The sequence below is a fragment of the Peribacillus sp. TH16 genome (genome assembly GCF_016651095.1).
Classification (GTDB): domain Bacteria; phylum Bacillota; class Bacilli; order Bacillales; family DSM-1321; genus Peribacillus; species Peribacillus butanolivorans.
On the sequence record NZ_JAEKEM010000002.1, the window covers coordinates 404,144 to 416,433 of the forward strand.

General features: G+C 37.2%; 10 protein-coding genes and 2 riboswitches. Of the genes, 2 read left to right on the forward strand and 8 right to left on the reverse strand.

What is annotated here, in order from left to right; genetic code table 11:
* Positions 1-11 precede the first annotated feature (11 nt).
* The 4 genes from JFV29_RS01930 to nikA are packed head-to-tail and all read right to left on the reverse strand — an operon-like array spanning position 12 to position 4,438.
* The gene (locus JFV29_RS01930; protein WP_201180921.1) at positions 12-983 is read right to left on the reverse strand and encodes an ABC transporter ATP-binding protein; all 972 of its coding nucleotides are present in this window, start codon (positions 981-983) and stop codon (positions 12-14) included.
* A gap of 15 nt (positions 984-998) precedes the next feature.
* Positions 999-1,829, reverse strand: a complete 831-nt coding sequence (nikC, locus tag JFV29_RS01935; protein ID WP_201180923.1) for a nickel ABC transporter permease subunit NikC — start codon at positions 1,827-1,829, stop codon at positions 999-1,001.
* Positions 1,830-1,831: 2 nt separating this feature from the next.
* Entirely contained in the window at positions 1,832-2,770 is a 939-nt protein-coding gene (nikB, locus tag JFV29_RS01940; RefSeq protein WP_201180925.1) for a nickel ABC transporter permease, read from the reverse strand.
* 36 nt (positions 2,771-2,806) lie between these two features.
* Positions 2,807-4,438, reverse strand: coding sequence for a nickel ABC transporter substrate-binding protein (gene nikA, locus JFV29_RS01945; protein ID WP_201180926.1), 1,632 nt, complete (start codon positions 4,436-4,438; stop codon positions 2,807-2,809).
* Between the two features lie 155 nt (positions 4,439-4,593).
* Positions 4,594-4,782: riboswitch (cobalamin riboswitch) on the reverse strand.
* Positions 4,783-5,365: 583 nt separating this feature from the next.
* On the opposite strand from nikA, the gene JFV29_RS01950 reads away from it, so the two are divergent.
* Positions 5,366-5,536: an aspartyl-phosphate phosphatase Spo0E family protein gene (locus tag JFV29_RS01950; RefSeq protein ID WP_201183307.1), complete on the forward strand. Its 171-nt coding sequence runs from the start codon at positions 5,366-5,368 to the stop codon at positions 5,534-5,536.
* Between the two features lie 157 nt (positions 5,537-5,693).
* Here JFV29_RS01950 and JFV29_RS01955 read toward each other — a convergent pair whose 3' ends face one another.
* The 4 genes from JFV29_RS01955 to JFV29_RS01970 all read right to left on the reverse strand — a co-directional run bounded on the left by JFV29_RS01955 (position 5,694) and on the right by JFV29_RS01970 (position 10,389).
* Positions 5,694-8,081, reverse strand: a complete 2,388-nt coding sequence (locus JFV29_RS01955) for a heavy metal translocating P-type ATPase (RefSeq protein ID WP_201183309.1) — start codon at positions 8,079-8,081, stop codon at positions 5,694-5,696.
* 104 nt (positions 8,082-8,185) lie between these two features.
* Positions 8,186-8,392: a copper chaperone CopZ gene (gene copZ, locus JFV29_RS01960; RefSeq protein ID WP_053345683.1), complete on the reverse strand. Its 207-nt coding sequence runs from the start codon at positions 8,390-8,392 to the stop codon at positions 8,186-8,188.
* Between the two features lie 16 nt (positions 8,393-8,408).
* Positions 8,409-8,765, reverse strand: coding sequence for a metal-sensitive transcriptional regulator (locus JFV29_RS01965; protein WP_201180927.1), 357 nt, complete (start codon positions 8,763-8,765; stop codon positions 8,409-8,411).
* 430 nt (positions 8,766-9,195) lie between these two features.
* Positions 9,196-10,389 (reverse strand): nucleoside transporter C-terminal domain-containing protein, encoded by a 1,194-nt coding sequence (locus JFV29_RS01970; protein WP_053345682.1) that lies wholly within the window; start codon positions 10,387-10,389, stop codon positions 9,196-9,198.
* A gap of 218 nt (positions 10,390-10,607) precedes the next feature.
* Positions 10,608-10,711, reverse strand: a riboswitch (purine riboswitch).
* A 696-nt stretch (positions 10,712-11,407) separates the two neighbouring features.
* On the opposite strand from JFV29_RS01970, the gene JFV29_RS01975 reads away from it, so the two are divergent.
* The gene (locus JFV29_RS01975; protein WP_446728150.1) at positions 11,408-12,289 is read left to right on the forward strand and encodes a permease; all 882 of its coding nucleotides are present in this window, start codon (positions 11,408-11,410) and stop codon (positions 12,287-12,289) included.
* The last annotated feature ends 1 nt before the right edge of the window (position 12,290 follow it).

Here is a 12,290-nt window from a genome sequence, read left to right on the forward strand (position 1 = left end):
CACCTAACTCATTATCTTGATTTTACACATCGTACTATATGGTCTTTTTCATACTCTTTAAATTCAAGATTATAACTAGAACATGTATAATCTGCGTCCTCACATCGTTCTAAAAAAGGGCATGTTTTTTCACTATTTATTAAATTGGGGCGCGAAACGCTGGCACATTTTTCAATCTTTATCTTTCTTCTTGTTAATCCAAGTCTGGATTCTAACAAGACTTTGGTATACGGGTGCATTGGGCGATTTAACAACTTCAACACTGGTGCTTTCTCAACGATATAGCCGCCATACATTACAGCTACTTCGTCAGCTAACTGAGCAATCACCCCTAGATCATGTGATACTAATAAAATGCATGTATTGTATTCTTTCCTTAACTTATCCAACTGTTTCAAAACCTGGAGTTGGTTTGTCGAATCAAGTGCAGTCGTCGGCTCATCAGCAATGATGATAGATGGACTTAAAGACATGGTAATCGCAATCATAACCCGTTGCAGCATCCCGCCGCTTAGCTGAAACGGATATTGCTTCAAGACATTCTCTGGATTAGGCAGGTCCGTTTTTTCTAAATACTCCACAGCCATTTTCCGCGCTTGCTGCTTCGTTATGGGCAAATGAGTTCTAAGTGTTTCAATAAAATGCCGCCCTATCGTCCTCACAGGATTAAAGGCGATCATAGGGTTTTGCATAATCATAGCGATCTCACTCCCCCGTACTTTCCTTAAGTCTTCTGTGGAAACATTTAAAAGATCAATATTTTTAAACTTGATACTCCCTTGTACCACCTTTGCCTTTTCAGGTAAAAGATTTAACAAAGACATGCATGTCATCGTTTTCCCTGATCCACTTTCTCCGACAAGGCCCAACACTTTCCCAGCCTCCAGCTTAAAACTGACATCATGGACAGTTTGAGTCACTCCATACGGTGTCGTTACAATAACATTCAATTTGTCTACAGTTAGAATGGGGTCTTGTCCCATCTTCCATCCTCCCTTCTATTCCTTTTTTAGGTCTAGAGCATCCCTCAAAGCTTCGCCAAACAAGTTAAAAGCAATCACAACGATGAAGATCATCATCCCAGGGTACAGCATCAATGAAGGGGTTTCTCTAAAAAATGGCTTACTATCATTGATCATCATTCCCCACTCTGCATCTGGAGGCTGTATGCCAAGACCTAGAAAAGAGAGACCAGAAATTGCCAAAATAACTCCTCCGATGTCCATAAAGATTAATACAACAACTTGAGAGATGATGGCAGGTAAGATATGTTTGATGATAATGCTACTCCTTGGTGTCCCGCATATTTTGGCTGCTAAGACAAAGTTTTGCTCCTTTACACTAAGTACCATACCTCGAATGACGCGTGCATAAAAAACCCATTGGACAAGCACCATCGCCAAAATCAGATTGTCAAGACTCGGTCCTAAAATTCCGACTAAAGCAAGGGACAGAAGAAAGCTTGGGAATGCCATGAGTATGTCACACATTCTCATGAAGAGATAATCAACCTTCCCCCCTATAAAGCCTGCATAAATACCAAGTGGGATACTAATAATCATCATTAATCCCATGACAAGGAAAGCTGTTCCCAACGAGGTTCGTGTTCCATAGATTAATCGGGACAAAATACATCTCCCTAAATGATCAGTCCCCAATGGAAACTGAGAGGAGGGCCCTTGCAGCTTCTGAACGATATCAATCAAGTTCGGATCATTAGGAGCCAAAAAAGGAGCAAAAAGAGCCAATACTGTCAGGAAGGAAATAATCATGATGCTGATCATCATGAGCTTATGTGTCATCAGCTTTCGTTTCACGTTTTGCACCACTCTTATTTCTCTCCCTCCCAGCGTATACGAGGATCCAGGAAAGAATATGTAAGATCCACAAGAAGATTACAGACCACAAAGATCACGCCCATAAATAATACACACCCCTGAATCATCGGATAATCTTGATTTAATATAGATGTGACAAATAACTGTCCCATGCCGGGCCAAGCAAAAATTGTTTCAACAATAACCGCTCCGCTTAGCATGTTACCGAAGCTCATGCCAAGTCCAGTTACCACAGGTAGTAAGGACTTTTTTAAGACATGCCTGATAACGATTAGTCTTTGACGCAACCCTCTCGCTCTAGCATAAACAACAAATGGCTCATTCAAATTTCCCAGCATGCTAGCCCGAAGCAATCGCATATACGTACCTATATACGCAAAAGCCAATGTCAAGGAAGGAAGCACTAGATGAGCCAAAGTCCCCCTTCCCAATACAGGAAATAAATCTAACTTTACTGATAAAAAATAGATCAAGAGAAAGCCAAGCCAAAAGGTTGGCATAGAGACACTTACAAAGGCTAGTATTCTGCTAAACTGATCAACAAATTTCCCCTTGTAAATAGCAGAAATCATTCCTAAGGGTAAACTAATAAAAACAATAAAGATAAGCGAAGCAATTGTTAATTGAACTGTTGGGAAGAAATGTACCACAATTTCTTCCCATACAGAGTTATTGGACACATAAGACATCCCTAAATCCAATTGCAACACTTTTCCCAGCCACTCAAAATACTGGACATATAAAGGCTTGTTTAATCCAAGCTCAACTCGAAGGGCTGCCACTGTCTCATCCGTAGGAGGTATATGTGACGCCCTTAAGTAAGCTACTGCCGGATCTCCAGGAATTAAGTGAAGCAAGATAAAAGTGATGAGCGAAATTCCTAATAAAATTGGAATTAAACTTGTGAGACGTTTAAAAATAAACCAACTCATGTAGCACTCCTTAAGTTGTTTTTAAGTATCCCCACTTCAATTAACGTCAATTGAAGTTAAAGGGACCTCAGCTTCTTGAGGTAAAAAATCTACTCCACTAATGTTTTTTTGATACACTGCTATATTAGACTGATAAGATATCGGTAAATAAATTGCTTGTTCGTGCAATGTCGTTAATATTTCTGAATACAGTATTTTTCTCTCTTCTTCGTCTGTAGTTAATAATACTTTCTTAATTTTCTGGTCTATTTCTTTTTTTACTGGCAACCCTAATTGAGCGTTATAATCTGGACCACCATTTTCCGTATTTGTCGTCATAGAAGCTAAATAGGAATGTGGATCAAATGGTACAGCCCAAGTAGATGTAAATAATAAATCAAATTGACCTTGAAATGCATTTGTCCAAAAAGTATTAGTTTCTTGACTAGTCAACTTAACATCTATTCCTAGCTTTCTAAAATCACCTTGGGTAAATTCTGCGATTGACTTTTGGATGTTGTCTGTACTATTAAACAGTAATTCCAATTGCAATTCTTTTCCGTCTTTTTCTCTAAATGGTTTCCCCTTCACTTGTTTCCATCCGGCTTCATCCAATAACTGTTTTGCTTTTTCTGCATCATATTCATATGGCTTTATATTAATTTTCGTGTATGGCAAAGTAGGTGGAAACAAAGTATCAGCCTTTTTTTCCATACCATAAAAGATCTTATCAATAACAGCCTGTTTATTAAAAGCATGTTGGAGAGCTAACCGAACTTTAAGGTCTTTAGTCGCTTCTCTGTTTGAATTAAGAAGAAGCGTTCTTGTAGCTGTAGGTTCTGACAATTTGGTTTCATATTGCCCTGAATTCTTCAAAAATTGGAATGAATCTTGGCTTATGACTCCGTTTCCAAAAATAAAGTCGAGTTCTTTTTTCTCAAAAGCTAATACTCTTGACTCACCGTCAGTAATGACTTTAACAACCACCTTATCTACTTTAGGTTTAGTACCCCAATACTGTTCATTCCTTTTAAAAACTGCAAACTCATTTTTCTTATATTCGCTCAATACCCACGGTCCTGTGCCAATCGGAGACTTGAGTCCGTCCTTAAATGTGTTTTGACTGTCCGGAAAAGCAGCTTCTCCTACAAATCTCAACGGTCTGATGTAAGTTAGTTCTTGAAGAGTTGGATAATACGCGTTGTTCAAAATAAGTTTAAATGTATATTCATCTATTATTTCAGTACCTTTGATTTGGTTAATTAATTCCACCCATTCATGTTGTTTGCGATTATCTAAAATGGTATCAAAGTTTTTCTTAACGATTGCAGCATTAAAGAGGGAACCATCGGAAAATTTAACATCTTTCCTCAGATGGAATATATATTCTTTTCCATCTTTCGATATATCCCAGCTCTCTGCAAGCCAAGGCTGAATTTCTCCGCCTTCACCGTAATAAACTAGGGATTCATATACCATAGCCTGGGAAAAAAACTCATTCGGAAAATATGTGTGTGGATTTAAGTCACCTATATCCCCAGGCCATGAAAAAGTAACAACTTTTTGTTTATCTTTATTTGATGTATTTTCTTGATCTATTGTTGTGTTGCTGCAACCAGTAACAAAAATTGTGAAAATTACTAGTAGTCCAACAAAAGAATGGAATAAACTAGACCGTAGTAAAAACATGTTTTCTCACCTTCAATTATGGAATTTTATCTATTTGAAAAATCACGAAATATAAAAAAGCATTTCCAACCAGATTTAACGGTCAGAAATGCTTATAATTTAAGAACAAATTCGTCTTCTAGCACTCTAACACCTCCCTATCTCCCGTAGGTTTAACAGCATTTTTAGAACGGGCAGGTTTTCTGACTTAGGTTCATCATCTCCATGCGTCTTCCCGGATATTATCCAGTGACTTTCTTGCATAGGACTCACCATTACAGCGGCGGGACCGTGCCGGATTTTGCACCGGCTTCCCTTTTAAATATTCGCTTTTAAACGAATATACCCATTCCAATACTATATGAAATTTTCCCTCATCTTCATAGTAAATAATAGAGCTTGTCTATCCTAAAATTATTTTGTCGAAACCATTTGTTACTTCTTAACACTTTATTAGTTTCATCTCTAAGTAATTTTTGATAAACCCAGCTACTAATCCTATCCATCTAGCAATAAACGAAATACAGTTAGTAAAAAGGAGAATAAACAGGTTCTCTTTAAAATTCAACAAATATTAAATTCTCCTAAATTATACAGTTTTACGAATACAACTCTCTCAAAATGGAGATATTCACTATATGAAAATAAAATCAAAAAAAGTTTACCTAATACAAATTATATTCTTTATTGCAAATTTATGCTATATCAAATTAAAGTCCTGATGTTTTTTAACGGCTCGTTATGTATGGAAGTAATAATTTTATATGAATAGTTATCTGTAATTACATATATCGAATGATAGTGAGGAAGATTTGTATTGCTCCCGCCAGAATTTGTTTACTTTTAATAAGTAAATACTTACTATAATATTTAAAATCATCCTAATTTATGTAATAATAAATATACTACAATAAAGGAAAGGTTTTGAGGGGATTTTCGTTGGAAAGTATGGAACTGCTACATAATAAAATAGAGACAATGAGGAAAGAATTAATAAATACAGCCTTGAAACATGGATTCACCTCACCAAAAACATTACATTTGAGCCAAGAACTTGATAAACTCTTGAATATACTTTTGCATGAACAGGAGTCGCTAACTCCAATAGGCCTTCAATAAGATGTAAGGGTGCTTCTCCACTAAGTAAGTATGCTGTGTCTTGTAAGTCAAATTAGTGGAAAACAAGCAACTATAAATATCAACAGAACTATTTAACAGAGACTAAAAAAAGCATTGATACGAGTACCAATGCTTCTCCAAAATATTAATTTTATCTTTAAAGCTTTACCCTTTGCAGTCGAAGTGCATTTATTACAACGGATACAGAACTAAATGCCATGGCAGCACCTGCTAACCAAGGGGCAAGTAGCCCAATAGCCGCAATCGGTATTCCTATTACGTTATAGGCAAAGGCCCAGAACAGGTTTTGTTTAATATTTCGCATGGTTTTTCTACTCATGTGAATAGCATCTGCAATGCTGTTTAAATCCCCACGAATTAAAGTAATATCCGCAGCTTCCATGGCCACGTCTGTCCCCGTCCCGATAGCCATACCAATATCAGCTAGGGCAAGTGCTGGTGCATCATTGATTCCATCTCCAACCATAGCCACTTTCTTTCCAGCTGCTTGAAGTTTTTTCACTTCTTCCGCTTTCCCTTCAGGAAGTACTTCCGCAATGACCTGGTCAATGCCAACTTTGTTTCCTATGGCATGAGCAGTCCTTTGATTATCACCCGTTATCATGATGACCTGAATATCCATCTCTTTTAACCTTTTTATGGCTGTTTGAGAAGTGTCTTTTATGGTATCCGCCACAGCAATAAGACCTGCATATTCACCATCAATGCTAGCCAGCATCGCGGTTTTACCTTGCCCTTCAAGGTCTTCCATGGCCGGTAGTGCATTTGTAATATCCACGTTATTTTGCTTCATTAATTTCCGTGTTCCCACCAGTAACACTTTTTGATCCACTACAGCTTTTACCCCGTAACCTGGAATAGCTTCGAACTCCTGAACCAATCCAAGTGATATTTTTCTTTCTTGAATTCCTTGAACAATTGATTGTGCAAGTGGGTGTTCAGATTGTTTTTCAGCGGCCCCGATAAGAGATAAAAAGTGTTGTTCACCCATTCCATTTTCGATGAGGACATCGGTTAACACTGGTGTACCATTAGTAACAGTTCCCGTTTTGTCTAAAATAACCGTATCAATATGGTGAGTAGTTTCCAGGTGTTCTCCGCCTTTAAATAAAATACCGAACTCTGCGGCACGCCCTGACCCGGCCATGATTGATGTTGGGGTAGCCAAACCTAAAGCACACGGGCAAGCTATTACAAGTACCGCAATCATCGCTTCAAAAGCTGGTGTAAATTCACCAGGATTAACCCAGATCATCCATACGAGAAAAGTTAAAAGGGCGATTCCGACAACAATGGGTACGAAAACACCAGAAATTTGGTCAGCGAGCCTTTGAATTGGAGCTTTAGACCCTTGAGCGTCTTCTACCACCTTGATGATTTGCGAAAGAGCGGTATCTCTTCCGATTTTTGTGGCCTTCATTTTGAGAAAACCATTTTTATTCAGGGTTGAACCAATCACGGTATCTCCCATGCTTTTATCTACTGGTATGCTTTCTCCTGTTAACATGGATTCATCGACGGCAGAGTTCCCTTCGACTACCTCTCCATCCACCGGGATTTTTTCACCTGGCTTCACCAAAACTGTATCTCCAACAATGACTTCTTCTAGAGGTATTTCGCGCTCTTCACCATTCCTCAGCACCAACGCTGTTTTGGCCTGAAGGCCCATCAATTTTTTAATGGCTTCTGATGAACGTCCTTTTGCTTTTGCTTCAAAGAGCTTCCCTAAAAGAATGAGGGTGATAAGGATGGCACTAGTTTCAAAATATAGTTGTGCAGTATGGTGGTGGACTCCAATGGCGATGATCGATTGATAGACACTATAAAAATAGGCAGCGGACGTTCCCATTGCAACTAAAACATCCATATTCGCACTTTTGTTTTTCAAAGCTTTATATGCCCCTACATAGAATTGCTTACCAATGATGAATTGCACAGGCGTTGCGAACGCCATTTGCACCCATGGGTTCATGAGGAAATCCGGCATATAAATAAACGAAGTAAAACTAAAATGACTTACCATCGCCCATAACAACGGGAATGACAAAATTACGGCCAAAATAAATTTTCTCTTTTGTTTTTGAATTTCTTTCTGGCGAAAATCCACCGATTCCTTGTTATCATCCTTGATGATCGCCCCGTAGCCCAACTTTTCAACTCGTTGAATAATATCAATTGGGGAAGCTTCAGAAGGATCATATTCAACGGTCGCGTTTTCAAGTGCCAGGTTTACATTGGCCTTGGATACTCCATCCATCTTATTTAGCCCTTTTTCAATTCGTGTTGCACAGGCCGCGCAGGTCATTCCCGTAATGGTAAACTCTTTTTTCTCTTTTACCACATCATAGCCAAGATCTTGAATTTTCTTTTCAAAGTCCTGGGTGCTTAACTTTTCTGCATCATAAGTAATGACTGATTTTTCAAGGGCCAAATTAACAGTGGCCTCTTCAACACCTTCCATCCTATTTAACCCTTTTTCAATTCGTGTTGCACAAGCCGCGCAGGTCATTCCTGAAATTTGCATACTTGTTTCTTTTATATGGTTGCTCACTTTATCCCCGCCCCTTTATACCACCATGGGGTATAATATATTGTAAAAAAGAAGTGCTTTAAAAGCACCCTTATTCCTTATTCAACATCGTAGCCTTGATCATCAATGGTTTCTTTTATTTTTTCAAGTGATACTTTTTCATTATCAAACGCAACATCTACTTTTCCTGCGTCTAAATGTACTTTTACACTTTCTACACCCGAAAGCTTTCCTACATTCCCTTCAACTGCATTCACACAATGACCACATGACATTCCAGTTACCTTCAATGTTACGTTTTCCACCCTAATCACTTCTCCTTTATTTTTTCATTAATTTTTGTATCGTTACTAGCACTTCGTCAATGACCTCGGTATCCCCATCATTCAGTCGGTCTACCACACAATTTCTTAAATGACCTTCTAATAAAATCTTTGCCACACTATTCATGGCACTTTGTGTCGCAGCTATCTGGGTAATAACATCATCACAATAAGTATCTTTTTCGATAAGACCCTTAATACCTCGAATTTGACCTTCGATACGATTTAAGCGGGTCGTTAAATTCTTTTTCACTACTTCAGAGTGATGACTTTTTCGGCCGTGGGAAGAGGTAATACAGCATTCGTCATTTTCATCTTCAATGAACGAATCTTGCTCATTTATTTTTTTATCCATCTCTCACCCCTCCTTAAAATCATAATACCATACCCCCCTATCCTATGTAAAGAGAGAAGCTTATGTGTCAATATTTCTTTATTCTTTGCTTTTGAAGGATATCTATTCCTTAGAAATCTGTTTAACAAAACCACACACAAAATACCCCATGTGAAGCTAAACAAAGGGTTGAACCAACTGAGTCTTCTAGCGATGCAAATAAAAACACTCATCTCCGGAGAAATGAGTGTTTTTAGGTCCTACCACACTAGGCTGGAATAATCCTGATTAAGTTCAACGGGTTTCTATTTTTCACCTGCAAGTTCGTTGTCTGTTCTAAAATTGTAGTTAACACACCGAAATTAATAGATATATTTGTTTTCAAATAAAGAGTGGTCTTACTACGTACCTTTTAGTTGATTACACGAAAAAGTCATATGTTTTTTAATGATTACCAAACAAATAATCCTACAATCATAGCACTTAACAAGGAAACAGCCATCCCGCTAAGCAACAGCTTCCAAACATTCCGACCGATAATGTTCGATTTCTCATCATTAAGGATGGAATTGAATGTTCCATAAATCATGCCTACTGTACTGAAGTTGGCAAATGACGTCAGATAAGTGACAGCAACAGCTACTGTATGCGGGGGTAGTGTACTGATTTTATCCTTTAAATCGAGCAAGGCAACGAACTCATTCGTGGCAAGCTTGATTCCCATCAATTGAGCGACATACATGGCATCATGTCCAGTTAATCCAAGCAGGAATGCAAATGGACTAAAAATCACAGAGAAGATTTTTTGAATGGTCAGGCCATCCACAAAGAAACCAAATATCCCATTCAAGCTTGCTGTTAACGCCACATAACCGATAACCATTGCCATGATGACGAAAACCATCTTGGCTCCCACTAGCATGCTGTTAGAAATGGTGGAAAAGAAATCTTTACGTTCCTCTTTAGTAGGAACATAAACGACATCTTCTTCTTTACTGACACTGACTGGGTTGAGCATGTTTGCAATCAGCAAGGCATTTAAACAGTTTAAAGGAATGGCGACAAATACATATGTTGCAGGTACCATGGATAAATATGCTCCAATAATGGAACCACTGATACTACTCATACTCATGATTCCAAATGTCAATAAACGCTGATCTTTAATCGCAGCGAGTTGAATCCGGAGAACGGCAAGTGCCTCTGTATTTCCAAGAAACATCATCTGGATGGAAAAGAAGCTTTCAAGTTTTGGCAATCTAGACACTTTTGAAATGAGCCATCCTACTTTATCGATAATCCATGTGAGTATACCGAAATACGATAAAATATCAAAAAACGTTATAATAAAAATAATTGGCATTAAGGCACTGAAAAAGAAATCAACTTGCTCATTTGCCATAACAGACGGAAATACAAAAGAAATCCCTTCATTTGCACATGAAATCAACCAAGTAAAGAAAGATGCAATTTGATTAATGACCCATGCCCCTATTTTAGTCGATAACATAAACCAAGTAATAAGTAACTCTAACACTAACAAGCTAAGAATGGCTTTCCAATTAACATTTCTTTTATTAGGTGAACAAAGGTAAACGATGCCCATCACAACTAAAACACCTAGTATATTCAACAAAAAATACATGCTATCATCCCCTTTGATTTATCTTTTCCAATTTTATTAATATAAAAGCATTATTTAATATAAAAAGCCCTTATTTTTCACACTTTCAGCCACAGGACAGAAAGAATGAAAAATAAGAGCTTTTAAAAACAAAGTATCTTGAGTCAAATAAGAACCTTTTATAAGCAGCAATATCAAACTTACTTAGGGAACGAGTGACTAAATACCTGTTAGGCCTCTTTTATTTCATACTTCCCTGTAGTCCGGCATTTTTATGGCAGCCAGGTAGAAACTATCAGACCATTTACACTGATATTATACAAGGATATTAATTTAACGCGTTTTATAGGAATGAGTAACATTGTAAATTAATTTATTTATAAATACAATACACTTTCTAATAATCCGAATTATTATATTAATATATTTTTTCAGATTATTAACGAAGGAAATTTATTGTTCCACCATCAATTCATCTCCTTTACATTAATGTCTATTACTTATTCTACTCAATAATATTAGTTGTTAATTACTTATAAGGAGCAAAGTCAGCAACAATCAGCTGAAAGTAAATATTACAAATAAAAGGCTAAAACCCTTGATACATCAAGGATTTCAGCCTTTCCAATAAGTAGTCCTGTAGTGGAATTGAATAAATAGAGTTCATTAAAGTAAGTCTAGACTTCATAAAAAGCTACCATTTTTATTATAGCTTTTCTATACATACTCAACGTTATAATCCTCCCGATTCATAGATTGTTGAAATGGCTCTGCGTGACTGATCCTAATGTTTACAGAACTTTGCAAAATCATGCTTTGGTATAAAAAATACCACTTTGACCATTCCAGCGGTAAAAAGTTGCTTCTCTCGTATACCTGTTAACCTTCCTTTTAAACCTGGATACATTCCGTAAATATTCCTACTTTATCTATATTCTCTTACTCAATCGACTTCTAGACTATTATTCCAGAAATAAAAAATTGACTTCCCTGTATAACAAAACTAATATGGATAAGTCAGCTTTATGGAAGGTGGTTTATGATGAACTATCAGGCACTTTTGCAAATGAATACCATTTTTATTAGCATCCTAATTGAATCCCTTCCCTTCATCCTATTGGGAGTCCTTATATCTGGAATAATCCAAATGTTTGTGTCTGAAGAGATGATTGCAAAGATTATACCGAAAAACCCAGTCTTGTCTGTCTTATACGCAATAGGTGCAGGAGTCTTATTTCTTGCATGCGAGTGTGGAATTGTCCCGATTACCCGCCGCTTAATTGCTAAAGGTGTTCCTCTTTCAGCGGCCATTGCCTTTATGCTTTCTGCACCTATTCTTAATCCAATTGTTCTGTTTTCCACTTATATTGCGTTTGGGAATAGTTGGAGTATGGTTTTCTATCGTGGCGGAATTGCATTTTTGGTCGTCATTATTATTGCATTCATCCTATCCTTTCAATTTAAAACTAATCAACTGAAACATGATCATATAGGACATACACATCACCATTCTCATACATTTAAAGACAAAGTAAAAGGAATGTTTAGACACTCGATTGAAGAGTTCTTTTCTGTAGGAAAATATTTAATTATTGGCGCACTTCTGGCAGCTGCCATTCAAACCTTTTTGAAAACATCCCTATTGCTTGAAATTGGTCAAGGAAATCTATCTGGGAATGTAGTAATGATGGCTTTGTCTTATGTCATGTCCTTGTGTTCTCAAGCAGACGCCTTTGTTGCAAGTTCTTTTAGAAGTACCTTTTCGACCTCTTCTCTAGTTGCTTTTCTTGTATTTGGGGCCATGTTCGATATCAAAAATACGATAATGCTTTTAGGTACGTTTAAAACAAAATTTGTTTTATGCTTGATGGCCTATATTTTTATTTCCGTACTTGGCTTAACTTTATTGTTTATTTCTTAAA